The sequence below is a fragment of the Alteromonas sp. G4i13 genome, assembly GCF_054960505.1.
Genome location: NZ_JBHNYX010000039.1, coordinates 25,548 through 45,389 on the forward strand (window position 1 = coordinate 25,548; position 19,842 = coordinate 45,389).

The following is a 19,842-nucleotide window of genomic DNA, read 5'->3' on the forward strand; positions in this document are numbered from 1 at the left end:
TTTCTATCCTACAAAGTGTCTTCTAGCTTCTTTAAATAGTCGTAAATTTCTATTTGCGAGCGAAGTTTTTTACGATTACCCCTCGCAACGTACTTGTTGCTCTGATCCTTGTCAATCACTCGAGCCTTCAGGGTATCTTTAAATTGCAGTTCCATTATATCGACAATACGCTGTTGAAGACCTTTATCGTAAACGGGGCAGCCTACTTCTATGCGGTTATCCATGTTTCGGGTCATCCAGTCAGCAGATGAAATATACACTTTTCTTTCGCCACCGCCTTCAAAAATCATCACGCGAGGGTGTTCAAGGAACCTATCAACAATAGAGATGATCTCGATGTTTTCGCTAATCCCTTTTATGCCTGGATTAAGTGAGCACATGCCGCGCACGATACCGCGGATCTTAACGCCAGCCTGGCTCGCGCGATATAAATCATCAATAAGTTCTTTATCAACAAGGTTGTTAATCTTAAAGGTGATTTGCGCATCTTGGCCCTGGTTCAGGTGCTGAATCTCTTGGCGAATTAACGACTGAATTTTGGTTCTGGCGTTTAACGGCGAAATTTGTAAATGCTGAAACTTATAACGTCGGTAAGGGTATTGAATAAGATCGAATACCGCCACGCCTTCGTCTGCCAACTCTTGATTACGGGTAAATAAGCTGTAATCGGTATAAATTTTCGCCGTTTTCTCGTTGAAGTTACCTGTACCGAAGTGCGCATAGTTCACCATACTGCCTCTTTCTTCACGAGTAACAATACACAGCTTAGAGTGAATTTTAAGGGTAGGCACGCCAAGTACAACGCGTATACCTGCATCAGTCATGCGTTTAGACCATTCGATATTTGCCTCTTCGTCAAAACGGGCGCGAAGTTCTACCACAACGGTTACTTTTTTGCCATTGTCTACCGCGTCAATCAACGAGTTTACAATGCGTGAATTACTGGCAACACGATAAATATTAATACGTATGGTTTTAACATTCGGGTCGAAAGCCGCCTGACGCAAAAACTCGGTGAAGTGTAGGAAGCGATGGTACGGGTAGTACAGTAGTATGTCTCGTGCAGTAATGGCATCGAAAACGGTGTTGTACTTAGAGAATGCCTTGCTGTCGATAGCAGGCAGCGGCGTATGCTCTAAATATTCTCGGCCCACATTAGGGAAGCCAATAAAGTCTTTAAAGTTACGATAGTGCCCAGCAGCGTGCATGGTATCTAGCTTGGTTATCTTAAGTCGTTTGCGCAAGTCAGATTTCATGTCTTCAGGCATGTTCGTGTCGTAGATAACACGTACAGGCTCAGCGATAAGGCGCTGCTTCATACTTTCAGACATCTTTTCAACGAAGCTTTCGTCAATTTCTTCGTTGATAGAATATTCCGCATCACGCGTCATTTTAAACGAGAATGCTTCAATTTCGTCGAACTTCGCGAAACCGCGGAAAATGTCTTCAATACACAGCTGAATCATGTCATCGAGCATAATAATGCTCTTCTTCTTGCGGCTTTTTTGCGGTGGGATCAGCATAAAGCGCGACATTTCAGAGGTAGGAACCTGAATAACCGCAAATTTAGGATTACGGTCCTTTCTTCTAAGCGCCACATATAAATACACCGACGTACCGTTTAAACGGCTAAGTAGGTCGGTCTTCTTATCTATTAAAATAGGTGCAATGTGACGCAGTGCTTTGTTAACGAAGAAGTTGCGTACCCACTGCTTTTGATAATCATCTAAATCGTCTTTTCGAAGAATATGTATGTTGTAGCGAGCTAGGGACTTAACCACATCCTTATGAATTTGGTCGAACTTTTCAGAAAGCTGGACTACCTTTTTCTGAATAAGTGCCATAAGAGCGGTTTGGCGTTCAGCTTCTTCTTCATTGCCGTCATTTTGCGCAATGGTAATTTGTCGTTTCACGTCAGCGGCGCGCACGCGATAAAACTCATCTAGGTTATTTGAGTAAATACCAAGAAAACGAATTCGCTCCACGGCGGGATTGTTTTTATCTGCGGCTTCTTGCAATACGCGTTCGTTAAATGCAAGCCAGCTTAATTCTTTGGGATAATATAAAACGTCGTTATCCATAATGTCTCAATTCACGTTCATAAAAATGGTCAAAGACTGCCATCAGTCAGTGACACTACTGTGACAACACGTATTCTGGTGCAAGTGCGCACGCATTGCGTTGTGGTTATTCCATTAACTTTCAATATGATGAGTTCGTAATTGTGATGCGCGGGAAAATGTATGGCACCACAAATACGCCCTTGTTTTTATCGCTTCGCGGTAATATCCACCACCAAATCGTTAGCCAACGACTCCAGTGAGTCTTGCAGTGCGCCGTCGTCAAAATCTTCTGGCACCGCAATTTCTGCTTTTGCTTTGAAAATCAGGCTGCCCCAATTAGGCGCGCTTTCACAGTGTGAAGCGAAGGTGAGAATATTCAAATTGAACTGGTTTAAAACAGAGGTGAGCTCTTGGACAATACCGGTTTTGTCATTGCCCATTACATCAACCGTCAATTTGGTGGTGTTGTTATTTTCACTGCTCGCTACCGCTACAGATTGCACCGACAAATCTTTAATGGCGTCTAGCGCATCAATTAAGCCCTGTTTGTTCTCATCGGCAACATGTACTTCTACAAAACCGGTGAACATTCCCGCCATATGCGCAAAGCTCGATCCTTGCCAGTTGCCCTCATGTTTGTATACACACTTAGCCAGTGCGTCTACTAAACCCGGCTTGTCTTTACCCATAATGCTTATAACCAATGATTGCATACGATGCTCCTTATTGGGCGTGTAGAGAAAAACTTTGATCGTCTTCCTGTTGGGTAATACCATAAGCGCAGAGTAGGTTGCGCGAAGGTAATGCTTTAAACTTTCACTTGCTATTAGCATAACAAAACTTACACTGCTCACCAGTGCAATTTAGGGTTATTCTTCTTAAAAATGAAGAATTTCGAAAATAAGAATTACTAAACAGCCGCATGACTTTCGACAGCAACAGCACAAACAAAAAACGCCAGCGCAGCGACAGGTGGTCACGCTATGTAGTGACCGGCTTCGGCGGCCTTGTTTTGTTGACGTTAGTTATTCTTATTACCCATCTAATCAGCCAAGCTCTGCCGTTGGCATATATCCCTAGCTTAAATCACCTGTTGAGCTTGAAAACGTTAGATAATGAAAAAATTATCAGCGCAGGCGACATCATTAACGGTCAGCCAATGCTGGTTAGGAAGTCTGACTGTCGATTGGGATTAAAGTTGCTTAAAGGCGATGCTCTGGTAAGTAATCACGATTATATCCGTCCTTGCGAGCATAGGCTGTCTTCCCACAGTGTGATGGGCGAGAACTATATCGTAGACATTTCTCCCAACGCCCAAGTGAGAGTTTTACCGGTTAGATCGTTCAATATGACCGACGGTAGTGCAGAGGATATTGCCACAAATACGCCGCAAGCAGCGTTGTCGAACAGCATTACGTTCGCGCTTCCCAAAGATGAGTGGGAGAGACGCAGTGACTGGAGCATTGCACTGTCTTCAAAATGGGCAGTGGTTTCTATCGTTCAAGACAATAAAGTGTTTATCCGTTGGGTAAATCGGCTTCGTCCTACACAGGTGGTGGATAAACGGTTTCATAATATAGACAGACTCGTATTGTTACCCGGCAGTCAGAGCGTGTTACTTCAAGTGGAGGATACGCTTTTCCTAAATAGGCTCACGGATGAAGGGGCGTCACTACTGCCAATAGCAGGAAACATTACAGCGTCATTAGATGAGAAGATTGTATTTCCACTTGCTAAAAACCGCACATTTTTCCTAATGAACAGCAATACACAGGCACTTACTCGCTGGGTGCTGAGCAAAAGCGATAAAGGCCTTACCTTCGAGCAAACCTACCAAGTAGCGCTACCAGAAGAGAACGTTAAGGATGTGGCAGAACATGCCAGTATGAACTTGATGGCTGTGCTGACCGATAAAGCAAGAGTGTTGTTGGTAAACCGTGTATCAGGCGATGTAGTGGCATCACAACAGATAGAGCGTTCTGCTGAGAATATCATTTGGTACGGCAATAAGCTTTATGGCTATTCAGATAGCACCTTATCAGTATGGGAAGGCAGGCACTTAAGCGGCGTTACTACATGGGCCTCTCTGTTTGAACCGCAGCATTACGAAGGGTATGAAACGGAAGAAACCGTGTGGCAAACCACCAGTGCCTCTGATTTCCAAGAGGCAAAATTTAGCTTAACGCCGCTATTAATAGGCAGTATTAAAGCCTCTGTTTTAGCGCTGCTTATTGCTATTCCGGTTGCTATCGGTGCCGCAATTTACACCGCGTTTTTTGCTAAAGGCCGCCTTCGCAACGTTATTAAGCCGGCTATCGAATTGCTCGAAGCGATTCCCAGTGTGCTCATCGGCTTCATCGCGGCTATTTGGTTGTCGCCAAAAGCTGAGCAGTTTTTATTTTCCTTTGCCTTTTTCCTAATCATTATCCCTTTTGTGCTTATTGTCGTTGCCCTGGTACAGCGCCCTGTTGCGGAATACTTACCAAAGAAGCTAAGACACGGAGCAGAGCTACTATTTGCTATAAGCGGAGTGTTCCTTTTGGGTTTTATTAGCGTGGAGTATGCGCCTTCGCTTATTTTCTCGATAATGGGGGTAGACGGGTCTACAATGCTTGCGGCCGAGTCCGATAGTCCCATCGGGAAAACGACTATAGTGGTAGCGTTAGCGTTAGGTGTGGCCATATCACCTAGTATCTATTCCCTTGCTGAAGATGCCATAAACGGCGTTCCAAATGATTTAAAACACGCCTCTTTTGCTTTAGGCGCCACACGACTACAGACCTTACTTCATGTTGTTCTTCACGTTGCACTACCGGGTATTGTTGCCGCGATTATGCTAGGTTTCGGCCGCGCGTTTGGTGAAACTATGATAGTCCTTATGGTGACGGGGAATACGCCAATCTCCAGCTGGGGCTTGATAGAAGGTTTGCGAGCACTTACTGCTAACTTGGCAATTGAACTTCCAGAAGCAGATGTATCATCGGCGCACTATCAAATTCTATTTTTCACCGCGTGTATTTTGTTCCTGTTTACCTTCTTGGTAAACACCATGGCAGAGCTATTGCGACAGCGTATAAGAAGTAGGGCGTACTATGGTTAATCGAACAACGTTTGGGTTAAGTGCGGTACAGCGTCAATCGTTAGTCATTAGCTTAACGGCTTTTTTCACCAGCCTGCTGCTTATTGCGCTAGTTAGCGTTCTTATACTTATTAGTTTTCGAGGTACGGCATATTTTTGGCCAGAACCCATCTATACGGTTACCGGTACGCATCAAGACGGCACAAGGTTTTCGGTGCTTGCGAACCTATTTGATGAATCAACAAATGAGGATGTGACACTTAAATTCTCAGATGCTCAGCATCCTTATGGCTTTCAAATCCAGTTATCTCGAGAGGAAATAGAGACTTCTCTACTTGCAAACCAAAGCGCAGAAATAAAACTGTTAGACGGCAGGCGTGTGTTGGCAATTCCTGAATACATCGTCGTGCCATCTAAACCGCCTCAACCTCTTGGTAACATTGATATTGTGCTAGAGGAAGTGGCTCAAATAAGCGCTCAAATTGAAGATTTAAATACGCAACACCTTGCACCTATTCACGAAGCGCTATCTCAATTTGATAAACGTAATGTTGTTGCCGACGCGCCAGCAAGAGAGCGTTTAGTGGCATCGTTTGACGAATACCAAAAGCGTGTGGAAGCGTTAGAAGCAACACGAGCCGAATATACCTTATTGGTAAGTTTTGCTGACGAAACGCCGTTTGTTATTCCCATATCTAGTATTCAAGATGTAGATTTTGTCAGTCGTCTAAGTACATGGGAAAAGTGGCAGGTGGCGTTTTCGGAAATCGGTGTTTTTCTTACCGATTCCCCTAAACAAGCGAATACCTCAGGTGGCGTCTTCCCTGCGTTGTTTGGCACTGTACTCATGGTATTCTTAATGACCATCATCGTAACGCCCTTTGGTGTATTAGCCGCTATTTACTTGAGCGAATATGCACCTAACACGGCGCTTACCACCATTATTCGTGTCAGTGTAAGCAACATGGCAGGTGTACCTTCTATTGTTTACGGCGTATTCGGCCTTGGTTTCTTTGTTTATACCTTGGGCGGCAGTATTGATGAGCTATTGTTTAGTGACACACTGCCAGCACCCACAATGGGAAGCCCTGGCGTTTTCTGGGCTGCCTTAACCATGGCAATTTTGACCTTACCTGTAGTGATTGTGGCGACTGAAGAAGGTTTGCGCAGGGTGCCGGAAGGATTGAAAGCGGGCAGTTACGCATTAGGGGCTACCAAAATTGAGACTATAGTGCGTACCGTATTGCCTATTGCGTCTCCGGGTATTATGACTGGCGTAATTCTGGCGATTGCGAGGGCGGCAGGTGAAGTAGCGCCACTTATGTTAGTGGGTGCGGTCAAGTTTGCGCCAACCTTGCCCATAGATGGAGAGTTTCCTTATCTCCACCTTGATAGGCAGTTTATGCATTTGGGCGTACTTATTTATGACGGAGCGTTTCACAGCCAAACTGATGGAAAGAGCGCAAGCATGATGTTTGCCGCTTGCTTGCTTTTACTTGTGGTGGTGTTTGTATTAAATATTCTGGCAGTTGTACTTAGAGCGCGCCTGCGCAAACGCTATCTCAAAGGATAATACAGGTTTTGTAACATGTTGAAGTTGTTTGAACACAATACGCTGAACGTTAACGACATTGGTGAAGAACAAACTGCGGTAGAGGTTAAAAAACTCAACCTGTGGTTTGGCAATAAGCATGTGTTAAATGACATCAGCATGCGGATCCCAAAAAACAAAATCACAGCGTTAATTGGTCAAAGTGGTTGCGGTAAATCTACACTCATTAGCTGTTTCAATCGCCTTAACGATTTGTATGACGGTTGCAAATACGATGGTGAAATTATTATTGATGGGCAAAACATCAATAGCCGCAAAGTAAATGTGTCACGCCTAAGAACGAACGTGGGCATGGTTTTTCAGCGACCCAACCCCTTTCCTATGAGCATTTATGAGAACGTGTGCTACGGGCTTAAGCTTCAAGGCGTTAAAATTCGTCGACACTTAGACGACGCGGTGGAAAGCGCACTGAAACAGGCGGCGCTGTGGGACGAGGTTAAAGATCGTTTATTTGAATCCGCTCATGTTTTATCTGGCGGTCAGCAGCAGCGTTTGGTGATTGCAAGAGCACTAGCGTTGAAGCCTGACATTCTACTTCTTGATGAACCCACCTCGGCCCTTGACCCTCTGACCACGCTTTTTATCGAAGAACTGATGGATGCATTAAAGAAACAATGCACCATTATTATCGTGACGCACAACATGCAGCAAGCGGCTAGGGTAAGCGACTACACCGCCTTTTTCCATCAGGGCAGGCTGATAGAATATGCAGACAGCGATACGCTGTTTACTATGCCAGAGAAGAAGCAAACCGAAGACTACATAACGGGGCGATATGGATAACGTAGCAGTAGGTGTGTGTTCTAACATGGGTTTGCGCCGTAATGCTTCAATTTGGCAAGATGTCGCGGTTTGTCACGATAGTTCTGCCACAGGTAGCGGCACGATTGATTGTCGTTATTCGTTATGCTTACGCCGCGAGGAGAAAACACCATGCGACAGGTAGCCTTAAACACGCATATTTCGGGTACGTTTAATATCGAGTTGGAAAACTTGCGTAACTCGGTATTAACCATGGGGGGCGAAGTTGAACAGCAGCTGGTGGATACGTTAAAAGCGGTAAAGCACAATCATGCCGCTCTGGCTGAAAAAGTGGTGTTGAACGACTTAAAAATTAACTCCATGGAAATTCAAATTGACGAAGAGTGCTTGCGCATTATTGCAAAACGTCATCCTACCGCCAGCGATCTGCGTTTAATTATGACCATTTCCAAAGCCATTACCGATATAGAGCGAATGGGCGATGAAATCGAGCGTATTGCCAAACTAGTAACGCGCAATAAGTTGCCGAGCTCAGATACCATTAAGAGCAGCATGTTACTTATTGGGGAGCGCGTGGCCGCCATGATGCGCGGCACATTCGACGCTTTTGCTCGTCAGGATGAGGCTGCGGCGTTAGAAGTGTATGACCAAGACAACCGCATTGACAGTGAGTACAAACGGCTGCTGTCGTATACCACCTCCGAAATGCAGAAAAGCACTGACGACATGCAGGATTGGCTGGATGTGTTGTGGGCAATGCGCTCGTTAGAGCGAATTGGTGATAGATGTAAAAACGTGTGTGAATATGTGGTTTATCTCACTCGCGGTACTGATGTTAGACATACACCGCTGGAAAATATGCAGCAAAAGCTGGAAGATTTGACGTAAACCTGTCCAAATGGTCAGTGTTATTTTGCGTAGTAATATTCAAATATGAAAGTTCGTGAAATTTATTTGTCATAAAACTGAAATATTTGGTGGATTTATCATCGCATTCAAATAATTCCGCATACTTTTATCGTTTTTCAGTGATTTTCGCTATGGCTTCTAACATGATTACGTTATCATGCGCCGCAGCCAAGAACAGATCGTGCAAAATTTAATCGAACCTTATGATAAAACACAATTTGTCTTTAACTTCATTCTCTAGCCTTTGTGGTGAAGAGATCATGCTACTTACTCAAGTAGCGTCCAGCCTAAATCGCGTTTAGATCGGGAGCGATTATCCGTGGAATTTTTTGAAAGTTATGGCCTAATTCTTATAATCCTTGCCGCCGGCGTTGGTTTCGTCATGGCATGGGGTATTGGAGCGAATGACGTTGCCAACGCAATGGGTACGTCAGTAGGTTCTAAAGCTTTAACCATAAAACAAGCCATTATCATTGCAATGATATTTGAGTTTGCTGGCGCCTACCTAGCAGGTGGCGAAGTAACGTCTACCATTCGAAAAGGGATTATCGACTCAACCTATTTTATAGACATACCTGAATACCTTGTATTAGGCATGATCTCATCACTACTTGCAGCTGGAATCTGGCTTGCGGTAGCGTCATGGTTGGGGTGGCCTGTATCTACCACTCACTCAATTATCGGTGCAATCATCGGTTTTACTGCCACTGGCGTCAGCATGGACGCAGTAGCATGGGACAAAGTGGGTGGTATTGTTGGTAGTTGGGTAGTAACCCCAGCTATTTCAGGCATCATTGCTTATCTTATTTTCATGAGCGCGCACAAGCTCATCTTCCAAACTGCCTCTCCGTTTGCAAATGCTAAGCGTTATGTGCCGTTCTATATGGCATTAGCGGGCTTTGTGATGTCGCTTGTTACTATCAAGAAAGGCCTTAAGCACGTTGGTTTAGAGCTAAGCGCTGTTAACGGATATGTGCTGGCGATTGCTATTGCCGTAGCGTTGGGCTTCTTGGGTAAATGGTTTATCGGCCGTATGAAGTTCAGCGGTTCTGAAGATGCAGACCTACAGGCGGCTAACGTTGAGAAAGTATTCGCACTTCTAATGGTAGTAACAGCCTGTTGTATGGCGTTTGCCCACGGTTCAAATGATGTAGCTAACGCTATTGGACCATTGGCTGCGGTAGTTAGCGTAGTAAGTAGTGGCGGCGAAATTAACTCTAGCACTACGCTTGCACCTTGGATCCTTCCTCTTGGTGGTTTAGGTATTGTTGCGGGTCTTGCGCTATTTGGACATCGCGTTATCAAGACCATTGGTCAAGGTATTACACACTTAACACCAAGCCGCGGTTTTGCAGCAGAACTCGCTGCAGCGTGTACGGTAGTTATCGCATCAGGTACGGGTTTACCTATTTCGACTACCCAAACGCTTGTAGGAGCGGTACTAGGTGTAGGTCTGGCGCGTGGTGTATCAGCGCTTAACCTAGGCATTGTGAGAAATATCGTCGTATCGTGGATTGTTACGTTGCCTGCAGGCGCAATCCTCTCGATTATTTTCTTCTACATTCTTAAAGCGTCGTTTGGCGTAGCGTAAAACACAGCGCTTACAAACGTTCGTATTAAGCGAAAAGAATTAAAAAAGGCCGTGCTTGAAGTGAAGCACGGCCTTTTTGTTTGTTGAGTTAATAACCTAATCAATAGAGATAGGCGTTTCGAAGCCACGGGGTTTAACACCCACAACGGCACACTTAAGCTGATGGATAGTTTCTTCTGCGGTGTCGCCCATGATGTAGCCAGGCACACCTAAACGTGCCACTGTGCCCATAACAATAATGTCGGTATCAAGGGATGTGGTTGTGGCTGCAATTTCTCTTCGAGGGTAACCGTGAACAATATGCTTCTGAGGTTTCAAATACTCTAATACATTGTCATCCAATTCATTGCCTAGTTCTTCAAGCAATTTGTCTAGTTCCGATTCACGCTCGGCATGGATTTTTGCAAGATCGGTTTCCATTCTGTCGTTATCAACCGATATAAACCCGTCTCTTGCTATGTTTTCAGGAACCGCATCGAAAACGTGGACAATGTGCAGCTGTGCAAATTCTAGCAAGGCTATTTGGCTTGCGTGACGCAAAATGTCGCGATTAAGATCGCGCCTAATAGACACTTCATGCTGAGGATAGTGATAGTTCAAATCCAGTGCTGCAACTACGTTTTTGTACTGACTGCGAGGCTTGTGGTTAATGATCCAAACCGGGCAAGGGCATTTGCGGAATAAACGCATATCTAAGCTTCCGAATAACTTATCTAGAAAGCTCTCTTCTGCCCGTTTAATTACTAGATCGATATTGTTCTTTTTTACATAACGCACAACGTCAATAAGCGGCTGACCTACCGTTACCGCGGTAGACACAGGATAGTGTTTTCCCCAGCTTTCCGCTTGTTCTTTTAACCAATGCTGGGCTTGGGTTTCCATGGTTTGCTGAGAATCAACATAAGAGAAAGACTCCATGACCATACTGGCGTTGGGCGGCAAAGATTCTAGCGAAAGCATAATGGTAAGCGAGGCTTGGTGCGCTTTGGCGATATGGAGTGCTTGGGCTACCGTATCATCTTGACGATGAGAGTCGCTTAATACACATAAAATGTTCTTATAATGTCCTTTCATACTGCCCTCAATAGTTAATCGCTCTATTGACTGAATGATACAAGAGCGGGTCTTACTTCGCTGTAAAAATATGTTGCGTATAACGCTTTAATTTAATCCTAACGCTACTTATTGGGGCTTTCCAGCGGGAAATGTCAAATTCTCAAAAGCTTCTTATAGATTGCACAATAAACAGAATTATCTACCTCTTTTTTAGGATGTTGTATATGTACAGCTGTGAATAATAGAAGATCGCTCTCGTTAACCATGGGTATCAACCCTAGGCGCTATTTAATCTTTATGTTAGATTAATCCAATATTTTTTAATCCCTTTTTAAATAATTGTGAGATGCCCATGAAATGGCCTAATCTTAAGCACCTGCACTATTTGGTGACGCTACATCAAGAGCAACATTTTCACCGTGCTGCACAGCGCTGTAACGTAAGTCAGTCAACATTGAGTACGGCCATTCAGAACCTTGAAGAGCACTTCGGAAGCCAACTTCTTGAGCGTGAACATAAAACCTTTGTGTTTACATCGTTGGGACTAGATATCGTTGAACGCAGTAAAGTGCTACTTCAGGAAGCGGGAGAGCTGGTTGAGTATGCGCAAAACGCAGGCAATTGGCAGCGAGGCACCTTAAAATTAGGTGTTATTCCAACCATTGCGCCGTTTCTTTTTGAAGGAATGATGGGAGCGTTTTCTGCATTTTTACCCGAGATCAACTTGGAAATGCAGGAAGACACGACGGAGAAGTTGCTACAGCAATTGACCGACGGCAGATTAGACTTACTTATTCTAGCGTTGCCAATGGAAACACCAGGGTGTAAACAGATGGTCTTAGGGCATGACCCGTTCCATCTTATTGCGCACAAAGATATTGCTGAGCAACTACCTAATCCTGTCGACATTTCAACCTTGCCGAAAAAGAGTATTTTCTTACTACAGCAAGAGCACTGTATGACCGGGCATGCGGTAAGTGCGTGCAATCTTCAGCACAGCGACCAAATTAGCAGCGTAGCGGCTAGCAGCTTGTATACCTTGGTGCAATTAGCGAATAGCAAAATGGGCTACACCTTTTTACCTGAACTTGCGATAAACCAGTCTATTCTTGAGCACACAGGTCTTAAGAGCTTCCCCGCTGAAGAGCAGGGATTTCGTGAGATTGGCTTAGTATGGCGTTCAGGCACGACGCGTATGCAGCTGTTTCGTCGTATTGGTGAAATTATCTCGCCACTGCTGCCTATTCCCACGTTAAAATAAGCTTGGCGCTGAGCGCGCTACCTTTCATATTTAGCTAAAGCGGTTGAGCCTGTAGGTTCAGCCGCTTTTTTATTGCTGACATCAATTATTGTCTTGTGCACCAACCCCAAAGAAGTTCTTCATCTATCGCTTAAAGCACAGTTTCATTGGCGTTATTCCCTAAATGACAATTTATTTATCAATTAAACAAACTTTTTTGCAAAGCCTATCGACTTAATGGTTAAGTAAAAAAACAGAGCGTAAAAACGGGGAACGGCGTGTTTAATAAACGAGATGAAAAACTCGTGGAACAGGCATTAAAGGGTAATAAAAAAGCGTGGTTTACGCTTATATCTCGCTACGAAACCGCTATGTATCAATACGGTATTCGAATGACAGGGAATAGCCATGATGCAGCAGATTTAATGCAGGAGATTTTTATCTCTGTGTTTCGCAGTCTTGCCTGTTTTAAAGGTGAGGGCAGTTTTAAAAGTTGGCTCTATCGCATTGCCCACTGCCGCTGTGTTGAGCTGTATCGCAAGCGAAAGCCGCATTCAGACATTGACGACATACAGGCGCCGCCTTGCGGTGCACCATGCCCAGAAATGCAGCTTTATAGCGACCGAGAGAGTAGAGCGTTAACGCAGGCTATGCAGACTTTACCTTTAGGCCAAAAAGCTGTGGTGGAATTGAAATTCTTCGGCCACTTCACGTTCGAAGAAATTGCACAGCAAATGGATATCTCAGTAAATACCGCTAAGTCGCGACTTTACGCTGCCTTAGCAAAATTGAAGTTGGAGTTGGAATAATGACCTTATATGACAAAGAAGCCTTATTCTCAGCTTATCTGGACAACTCGCTTGATAGCGAGCAAGAAAAGCAGTTTAACGCGTTGTGCGAAGCAGATGCTGAATTTGCGCAGGCGGTAGAAAATAGCGCCCGTTTGAACAGCGCAAGAGCAAGCTTCGTTGCTCCGGCACTTCCCCAGTGGGACAAAGAACAGACCTTTTTTAAGAAAGATGAACCACGTTCGCTGTCGTCTTGGTTTAGCTTGCCAGCGTGTGCCATGGCCATGTCGGCCTGTGCGCTGTTAGCCGTACTCACAGGCGCAAAGCTGTCGTATAGCGATAACGGTATAGCGCTTACGTTTTCAAACAAAAGCGCCAACACAGTGGATGAAATGGTTGAGCAGCGCGTTACGCAGGAAGTTGCTAAAGCTTTAGGTGAGCAACGTGATTTCTATCAACAAGCAAACCAAACACTATTCAAAGAATACGCTCAGGCGCTATCTACACAGCAGCAACAAAGCAGTGCAGAGCTTACTAAGTACTTATTAGCGTCGAGTAGAGAAGAGCGCAAACACGACTTTGCCGAGCTTATTAAATTTATCAACGAGCAGCGTATTGACGATCAAAGATTCTATGCACGCCAATTTACGCGTCTACAGGATGAAATTGATGACATTGAAATAGGGTACAGCGCGGTAAGTTTACCTAACAGGCGTTCTGAAGTGCCATTAACCATGCCGTATGAAACAAACAATCCACAGTCGTCGCTAGATGATTAATGTAATTAGGTGAAATTATGAAACGTTTATTAACTGCTTTACTACTTTGCTCTGCTGCTGGTGGTCTTGCGAACGCACAAAGTGCGCAAAAATATGACACGCTATCGAATGAATTAGAAATAATGTCTGGGGTACTCAAAACGTCCTTACGACAAAATGCCGCAACTGATTCTTGGAGAGTGAGTCAAATTGAAACCAGCTATCTTGCTGGGCAGGGGGCGGTATTTACTTTTTCAGTAAGAGGCCAAAGCGGTAACTGGGTACGAGAGATAGAAACGCTGGTAGAAGGATTAGTTGCCACCGTACCACCTGCACCGCCTGCACCACCAGTTCCGTCTGCAAATTCGTTTAGTGATGTTGATGACATTGTGTTTGAAGCAGCCAGAGAGTGGGAAGCTTACGCAGAAGAAACCAGCCATCGTTTTTCTCAGGCGTTTGCTGACAACAATAGTCGCTTACGCGACTTGCGCAACATGCAGCGTGAACTTGCCTGGGAAGCAAGAGAAGTAGAGCGTGAACTGCGAGATATTACCTTTGAATTGCGTCACGCTGACGAGGCGCGAAAAAAAGAATTACTCGCGCAAAAAGAGCAGTCTGGAGAGCAGCTTAAGCAATTAGAAGCGAAAGAAAAAAGCATGAAGGATGAGCTTAAAGCAATTGAAAAAGAGCAGACTAAACAAATGGAGGCGCGTAAAGCGCAGCAGCAGCAAGCTTACAAAACGTTTCTGGCCGGTTTTGAGTCGGGCATGAGCGAGACCTTATGCAGATTTGGGTCAGGCTTACGCGGTCTGCCGGAAAATGAACATATCAGCATGGTGCTGAAAGATTTTGAGATGGACGAGAGCCGCGAGCGCAAAGACCGAATTTATGTATTTACTCGTGCTGATATAGTGCGCTGTGTTCAAGAAAAAATAGACGCGAATAAACTTCTCACCAACGCTAATATTTATCAGTTTTAAATAAATAAGCTCGGCGCACTTATGAACGCTTTGCTTTGTTAAAATAGCACGCGTGCCTTCGTTAATGAACGTTGATAACGAAGGCGCGCTTTTTATTGGCCTACATTTTAGGTGCAATATGCCCTAATTCTGCTGCCCAAGTGAGTTCGGATCTCTTAAGGTTATTTGCCGCACTAGCGCCAAAGCTGTGCAGCGCATTGTAAGCGCTATTAGATGGAACACGGCAATAGTGGCAAAGTGCATAGAACAAAAGGCTACAGCGGTGCTGTGAGCCATCGCAATGTAAGTATATCTTCGCTCCTTCGGTCAACATTTGAGATAGTTCATGAAGGTATTGGTGAAGGTGTACGTCTTCGGTGGGGGACTCTGACGACGGGTGTAAAAAAGGAACCCAAAGCCACTCTAACCCAGCTGCTATTGAACGATCACGAATAACCGGTGCGTTCTCTTCACTGGTTTGTACCGTTGCAATATGGGTAACACCCAGTGACTTAAGGCGTTCAAAGTCACTTTCAACGGGCTTTTTACCCAAGCATATTTGTCCTGCGTGTAGTGAAAACCACGCAATACCTGGTGTCAACGTAGTGCTGTTTTCCTTTTTCTCGGCGTCTTGCTTGTTTGTTAGCATAAGTTTTTACATGGTTTTGGCATAGCAGCTTAATTTGGGCCTTTTGTTAAACGACAAAATAATAAATTGAAAAGTAGTGGCAGCTACATCCGCCAATCACGAACATGTGCCAAATTGCATGGGTGTACTTTACCTTTTTTGCCACGTAAAAGCACACGCCTACACTGAAACACAGCCCGCCTGCTACCAATAACCATAGGCCAGCACCGGGAAGGGCGACATAAAGAGGGTAGATAAGACCCAGTGCAATCCATCCCATCAGCAAATAAGTCATCACGGATACCTTTGGGAAACGGTGCTGCGCGACGAGCTTAAACGCCACGCCGCCAATTGCCAAGCTCCAGATAATTGCGGTCATAGTAATACCCAACACGCCACCAATCGAAACCAGTAGCAATGGTGTGTAAGTACCTGCTATCAATAAGTATATTGCGCTGTGGTCAAATAGCTTAAGCCATCCCTTTGCCTTTTGATGGGAAATGGCGTGATAAAGGGTTGAGCTTAAAAACACCAGAATGAGTGTAGAGCCATAAATAGCTGCAGTGGTTAACGCGAGCGTATCTTCCGCTCGATACAACATAAATACTAAACCCACGATAGCAGCAATAAAGCCAACCCCATGACTAATACTGTTCAGCCACTCTTCCAGTACAGAGTAGGCTTTTGCAGGAATGCTTTTTGATTGCGGCACAGCCTGTGTCTGAATCTGTTCTTGGATCATCACAGCTCCTGTTTTTTTATTTCTAAGAATAATGGGTAGTAAATGCCCTTAAAGCCTCTTGTCGCACTTTCTCGATAAGACATGCGATCATTTCAGCGACTAGCGCTTTCAATTGATGCGCGCAGTTCAGCATTTTCCCTACTACGTCCATTAGGACAATTATAGCGCACACTTGTTCGCTCAATGCGAAAATAATAACAGAAAACGTCAAAAATCTGATGACAATCAGATTACAAAAAGAGGTTAAAATACCAATACGCATAGATAATTGCCCACTCACAAGGCGCTGGCAAGTTTCCTAGCAAAGCGTGGGAATGTAGGGCTGAGTGGTGATTATCTATCCGGACTGGTTTAAATCTGCATTCTCGAAACAGCCGCCTAATTTGTCTAGTAGGACTTTTAACGTACGGCTTTCATCTGCAGTCATGCCATTGAGCTTGCAGAGCATTTGCGCAGGCACGTCTTCTGCTATGGCTTTCTTCTTCTTGCCCGTTTCAGTGAGTTGAACGCGCTTAACGCGTTTGTCGGCTTTATCTTTAGTGACAACTAAGAAGCCTTTGTCTTGTAGCTTTTTAAGAATCAGCGACATAGCACCACCGTCTATGGCCGTTCTCTCTAAAAGCTCGGCAATAGTAATGTCGTCATCTTCCCAAAGCGCCATTAAAGTCACATATTGAGGATAGGTGATATCCAGCGCTTTAAGAAGGGGGCGGTAAGCACGAGTGAATGCATTCGACAGCGTATAAAAACGGTGGCAAAGCTGATTTTCCAACTTCAATAATTCTGACATGACGCTTAACCCTTATCGATACGGCTTTTTCTTAATAATAATATTTTGCATACAAAGCACTTGATCTGCAAGTTGGTTTGGTGATAATTTATTTTGCATGCAAAGTAGTTGTTTAAATAAACCTATGAGGAGAGTAACTATGCATAAACTTCAACAAGTCGTTTATACCGGAAGTGCAACAGCAACAGGTGGTCGTGAAGGAACAGCGAAATCAAGTGATGGTAAGCTAGACCTTAAACTCTCTACACCTAAAGAATTGGGCGGTGCAGGTGGAGAAGGGACGAACCCTGAACAAATGTTCGCAGCGGGCTATTCGGCGTGCTTTATCGGTGCACTTAAGCATGTGGCTGCATCGCAAAAAATTAAGCTGGCCGATGACATTAGTGTAACTGGCAACGTTGCAATTGGACCTATTGAACAAGGCTTTGCTATTGCAGTAAAACTGACGGTAGATTTGGGCGATATGGACAAAGCACAAGCGCAAGGCTTGGTGGAAACTGCGCATCAAGTATGCCCATACTCAAATGCGACCCGCGGTAACATTGAAGTAGATATTAGCCTTGCTTAATTAAACGGCAAACGAGTCAGCGGTTAACGCAGATAGTTAATGCCCTTGTCGGATAGCTACGTCTTCGTCAGATGGCGTAGCTATCCTGCACTTATTCACGTTAACCCTTACTGCTTTTCGAAATATAGCGCAGTTACAACGCAGCTCTTCGAATTAGAGTCGCCAGTCATATAACAGATTGATACACTGAGATCGTATCAATCATCCTTTAGGAAGTTATATGAAAAAATACGGATTACTGGCTACATTCGTATGCGCGCCTGTTTTGTTCGCATGCAGCGACAACAGCAATGTAGACGCAGCCAAGACAGACAAAGAGCAAGCCGTCAGCGTACGCTCGACTTCAGACACTGAAGCACAAAATGTTGCAGTAGCAAGCCAAGCTGACGCGGCTATTGCCTCTGGGGTAGATTATCACTCCTTCGCGAACCCCAATGAGATTCGGGTGACCCATCTCAGCCTAAACTTAACTGCAAACTTTGAGACCAAGCAGCTTGTTGGCGACGTAACGCTTGATGTAAAGCGTGAAAAGCCCGACAACAACACATTGGTGTTAGATACGCGAGCATTAGACATTCAAAGTGTTACCGTAGACGGTGAAAGTGTTCCTTTTGAAATGGGAGAGGTTGACCCTGATTTAGGTACACCTCTTACTATTACGTTACCTAGTTCCGCAAACGCAGTAACGGTTGCGTATTCAACCTCACCTGAAGCGTCTGGCGTACAATGGTTAACGCCAGCGCAAACTGCAGGTAAAAAGCACCCGTTCCTGTTTACCCAAGCGCAAGCGGTTCACGCGCGAAGCTTCATTCCGCTTCAAGACTCACCGCAAGTACGCGTAACCTATGACGCGACCATTAAGACACCTGAAGCGCTGTTGGCGGTGATGAGTGCGTCAAACGATCCTACCACCGAGCGCGATGGTGAATATGAGTTCACCATGCCGCAGCCTATCCCTTCGTATCTTATTGCGTTGGCTATAGGTGATTTAGAATTTAAAGCCATGGGTGAGCGTACCGGTGTGTATGCTGAGCCTGCGTTACTTGAAAGTGCAGCGAAAGAATTTGAAGACACTGAGGCGATGTTAGAAGTAACAGAAGAAACCTATGGACCTTACCAGTGGGACCGTTACGATCTATTAATTCTACCGCCGTCATTCCCGTTTGGTGGTATGGAAAACCCTCGTTTGTCGTTTATCACCCCAACGGTCATTGCTGGTGATAAAAGCTTGGTTTCATTGATTGCTCATGAACTGGCGCACAGCTGGTCTGGGAATACAGTAACAAATGCAACATGGCGTGATCTGTGGTTAAACGAGGGCTTCACAACCTACTTAACTTACCGAATTATGGAAATGATCTACGGTCACGATCGTTTCAAAAAAGAAGCGGTGCTCGGTTATCAAGACCTGGAGAATGATGTTGCTGCATTAGAGGAAAATGATGAGATCCTGGCTATTGACCTTCGTGGTCGCAATCCGGACGATGTTTTCTCAAATATTCCCTATGAAAAAGGCGCACTTTTCTTACGTGAAATTGAACAAAAGATTGGCCGAGAAAACTTTGATGCTTTCTTAATGCAGTACTTTAAAGACTTTGCTTTTAAGAGCATTACTACCGACACGTTTATTGCTTATTTAGATGATACCTTGTTAAAGCAGTATCCAGATAAGCTAGACGCGGAGCGCATCCAAACGTGGATTTTTGAACCAGGCATTCCCGAGGGAGCGCCACAGCCAGAATCTGATGCGTTCACTAAAATCGATGACACACGAAGCGCTTGGCTTTCTGGCGACGTGAAAGCGGCGGATATTGAAACCGCGCAGTGGACTGTACACGAGTGGCTATATTTTCTAAACAACATGCCCGAATCGCTAAGCAGCGCAAAGCTGGCTGAGCTAGATTCAGCGTTTTCACTCACCTCGACTAAAAACAACGAAATTGCTCATAGCTGGTTGATGATCGCAGTAGAGAATAACTATCAGCCTGCCTATGATCGTTTGTATAGCTACTTGGTGTCGATAGGGCGCAATAAGCTTGTTAGGCCCCTTTATCGCGAGCTATCAAAAACACCTGAAGGCAAGGCGTTTGCTAAACGCGCATTTGAAGAAGCGAAACCGGGCTATCACCCACTTACAGTGAAAGCTAATGAAGGCTATGTGAACTAAGACTTTATTAGACTCATGCGAACCGGTCTCGATAAGAAGACCTTCGTTTTTGTGATAACGACAGTAAAGGTCTACGTTTGTAGGTTTCCGTTACTTGGCTAAAAAATAAAAGCAGCTCAATTGAGCTGCT

General features: G+C 44.8%; 17 protein-coding genes. 11 read left to right on the forward strand and 6 right to left on the reverse strand.

The annotated features are described in order from the left end of the window. Positions 1–8: 8 nt before the first annotated feature. Both ppk1 and ACFI6J_RS16730 read right to left on the reverse strand, forming a co-directional pair. Positions 9–2,081, reverse strand: a complete 2,073-nt coding sequence (ppk1, locus tag ACFI6J_RS16725) for a polyphosphate kinase (protein WP_462586282.1) — start codon at positions 2,079–2,081, stop codon at positions 9–11. 188 nt (positions 2,082–2,269) lie between these two features. Then, a complete protein-coding gene (locus tag ACFI6J_RS16730) occupies positions 2,270–2,776 on the reverse strand; it encodes a glycine cleavage system transcriptional repressor (protein WP_014975755.1) in 507 nt (168 codons plus the stop codon). Positions 2,777–2,985: 209 nt separating this feature from the next. Here ACFI6J_RS16730 and ACFI6J_RS16735 point away from each other — a divergent pair, with 209 nt between their 5' ends. From ACFI6J_RS16735 to ACFI6J_RS16755, 5 genes are all read left to right on the forward strand, one after another. After that, a complete protein-coding gene (locus ACFI6J_RS16735) occupies positions 2,986–5,163 on the forward strand; it encodes an ABC transporter permease subunit (protein ID WP_462586283.1) in 2,178 nt (725 codons plus the stop codon). Beyond that, complete coding sequence (gene pstA, locus ACFI6J_RS16740; protein WP_075176031.1) at positions 5,156–6,715, forward strand: phosphate ABC transporter permease PstA; 1,560 nt, start codon at positions 5,156–5,158, stop codon at positions 6,713–6,715. Before ACFI6J_RS16735 ends, pstA begins: the two co-directional genes overlap by 8 nt. A gap of 15 nt (positions 6,716–6,730) precedes the next feature. Further along, complete coding sequence (gene pstB, locus ACFI6J_RS16745; RefSeq protein ID WP_014975758.1) at positions 6,731–7,537, forward strand: phosphate ABC transporter ATP-binding protein PstB; 807 nt, start codon at positions 6,731–6,733, stop codon at positions 7,535–7,537. Between the two features lie 150 nt (positions 7,538–7,687). After that, on the forward strand, positions 7,688–8,404 hold the full coding sequence (phoU, locus tag ACFI6J_RS16750) for a phosphate signaling complex protein PhoU (protein ID WP_014948403.1): 717 nt from the start codon (positions 7,688–7,690) through the stop codon (positions 8,402–8,404). Positions 8,405–8,744: 340 nt separating this feature from the next. Continuing rightward, the gene (locus ACFI6J_RS16755) at positions 8,745–10,016 is read left to right on the forward strand and encodes an inorganic phosphate transporter (protein ID WP_039224609.1); all 1,272 of its coding nucleotides are present in this window, start codon (positions 8,745–8,747) and stop codon (positions 10,014–10,016) included. A gap of 96 nt (positions 10,017–10,112) precedes the next feature. On the opposite strand, the gene ACFI6J_RS16760 is transcribed toward ACFI6J_RS16755, so the two are convergent. Continuing rightward, on the reverse strand, positions 10,113–11,090 hold the full coding sequence (locus ACFI6J_RS16760; RefSeq protein WP_014975760.1) for a universal stress protein: 978 nt from the start codon (positions 11,088–11,090) through the stop codon (positions 10,113–10,115). A 334-nt stretch (positions 11,091–11,424) separates the two neighbouring features. Between ACFI6J_RS16760 and ACFI6J_RS16765 the strand changes: the two genes are divergently transcribed. The 4 genes from ACFI6J_RS16765 to ACFI6J_RS16780 all read left to right on the forward strand — a co-directional run bounded on the left by ACFI6J_RS16765 (position 11,425) and on the right by ACFI6J_RS16780 (position 14,838). Continuing rightward, positions 11,425–12,333, forward strand: a complete 909-nt coding sequence (locus tag ACFI6J_RS16765; RefSeq protein WP_156085981.1) for a hydrogen peroxide-inducible genes activator — start codon at positions 11,425–11,427, stop codon at positions 12,331–12,333. A gap of 257 nt (positions 12,334–12,590) precedes the next feature. Further along, positions 12,591–13,121, forward strand: a complete 531-nt coding sequence (locus tag ACFI6J_RS16770; RefSeq protein WP_156085982.1) for an RNA polymerase sigma factor — start codon at positions 12,591–12,593, stop codon at positions 13,119–13,121. Then, the gene (locus ACFI6J_RS16775; RefSeq protein WP_156085983.1) at positions 13,121–13,879 is read left to right on the forward strand and encodes an anti-sigma factor; all 759 of its coding nucleotides are present in this window, start codon (positions 13,121–13,123) and stop codon (positions 13,877–13,879) included. Before ACFI6J_RS16770 ends, ACFI6J_RS16775 begins: the two co-directional genes overlap by 1 nt. Positions 13,880–13,896: 17 nt before the next feature. Continuing rightward, positions 13,897–14,838 carry a hypothetical protein gene (locus tag ACFI6J_RS16780; protein ID WP_014978448.1) on the forward strand — a complete coding sequence of 314 codons (942 nt, stop codon included), beginning with the start codon at positions 13,897–13,899 and terminating at the stop codon, positions 14,836–14,838. 100 nt (positions 14,839–14,938) lie between these two features. Here the strand turns inward: ACFI6J_RS16780 and ACFI6J_RS16785 are convergent, their stop codons facing one another. From ACFI6J_RS16785 to ACFI6J_RS16795, 3 genes are all read right to left on the reverse strand, one after another. After that, positions 14,939–15,466, reverse strand: coding sequence for a protein-tyrosine phosphatase family protein (locus ACFI6J_RS16785; protein WP_061484801.1), 528 nt, complete (start codon positions 15,464–15,466; stop codon positions 14,939–14,941). 46 nt (positions 15,467–15,512) lie between these two features. After that, a complete protein-coding gene (gene trhA, locus ACFI6J_RS16790; RefSeq protein WP_014948411.1) occupies positions 15,513–16,187 on the reverse strand; it encodes a PAQR family membrane homeostasis protein TrhA in 675 nt (224 codons plus the stop codon). A gap of 337 nt (positions 16,188–16,524) precedes the next feature. Then, the gene (locus tag ACFI6J_RS16795) at positions 16,525–16,977 is read right to left on the reverse strand and encodes a MarR family winged helix-turn-helix transcriptional regulator (protein ID WP_039230769.1); all 453 of its coding nucleotides are present in this window, start codon (positions 16,975–16,977) and stop codon (positions 16,525–16,527) included. A gap of 139 nt (positions 16,978–17,116) precedes the next feature. On the opposite strand from ACFI6J_RS16795, the gene ACFI6J_RS16800 reads away from it, so the two are divergent. Together ACFI6J_RS16800 and ACFI6J_RS16805 are read left to right on the forward strand one after the other, a co-directional pair. Further along, complete coding sequence (locus ACFI6J_RS16800; RefSeq protein ID WP_014948414.1) at positions 17,117–17,545, forward strand: organic hydroperoxide resistance protein; 429 nt, start codon at positions 17,117–17,119, stop codon at positions 17,543–17,545. 220 nt (positions 17,546–17,765) lie between these two features. Next, positions 17,766–19,712 carry a M1 family metallopeptidase gene (locus ACFI6J_RS16805; protein WP_156085984.1) on the forward strand — a complete coding sequence of 649 codons (1,947 nt, stop codon included), beginning with the start codon at positions 17,766–17,768 and terminating at the stop codon, positions 19,710–19,712. Positions 19,713–19,842 lie beyond the last annotated feature (130 nt).

Bases quoted from the DNA above. Each gene is read 5' to 3' on its own strand.
- ACFI6J_RS16760 (WP_014975760.1), bottom strand. From the start codon at position 11,090: ATGAAAGGACATTATAAGAACATTTTATGTGTATTAAGCGACTCTCAT.
- pstB (WP_014975758.1), top strand. From the start codon at position 6,731: ATGTTGAAGTTGTTTGAACACAATACGCTGAACGTTAACGACATTGGT.
- ACFI6J_RS16785 (WP_061484801.1), bottom strand. From the start codon at position 15,466: ATGCTAACAAACAAGCAAGACGCCGAGAAAAAGGAAAACAGCACTACG.
- ACFI6J_RS16730 (WP_014975755.1), bottom strand. From the start codon at position 2,776: ATGCAATCATTGGTTATAAGCATTATGGGTAAAGACAAGCCGGGTTTA.
- ACFI6J_RS16735 (WP_462586283.1), top strand. From the start codon at position 2,986: ATGACTTTCGACAGCAACAGCACAAACAAAAAACGCCAGCGCAGCGAC.
- ACFI6J_RS16805 (WP_156085984.1), top strand. From the start codon at position 17,766: ATGAAAAAATACGGATTACTGGCTACATTCGTATGCGCGCCTGTTTTG.
- ACFI6J_RS16780 (WP_014978448.1), top strand. From the start codon at position 13,897: ATGAAACGTTTATTAACTGCTTTACTACTTTGCTCTGCTGCTGGTGGT.
- trhA (WP_014948411.1), bottom strand. From the start codon at position 16,187: ATGATCCAAGAACAGATTCAGACACAGGCTGTGCCGCAATCAAAAAGC.
- ACFI6J_RS16795 (WP_039230769.1), bottom strand. From the start codon at position 16,977: ATGTCAGAATTATTGAAGTTGGAAAATCAGCTTTGCCACCGTTTTTAT.
- ACFI6J_RS16800 (WP_014948414.1), top strand. From the start codon at position 17,117: ATGCATAAACTTCAACAAGTCGTTTATACCGGAAGTGCAACAGCAACA.
- ppk1 (WP_462586282.1), bottom strand. From the start codon at position 2,081: ATGGATAACGACGTTTTATATTATCCCAAAGAATTAAGCTGGCTTGCA.
- ACFI6J_RS16775 (WP_156085983.1), top strand. From the start codon at position 13,121: ATGACCTTATATGACAAAGAAGCCTTATTCTCAGCTTATCTGGACAAC.
- pstA (WP_075176031.1), top strand. From the start codon at position 5,156: ATGGTTAATCGAACAACGTTTGGGTTAAGTGCGGTACAGCGTCAATCG.
- ACFI6J_RS16765 (WP_156085981.1), top strand. From the start codon at position 11,425: ATGAAATGGCCTAATCTTAAGCACCTGCACTATTTGGTGACGCTACAT.
- phoU (WP_014948403.1), top strand. From the start codon at position 7,688: ATGCGACAGGTAGCCTTAAACACGCATATTTCGGGTACGTTTAATATC.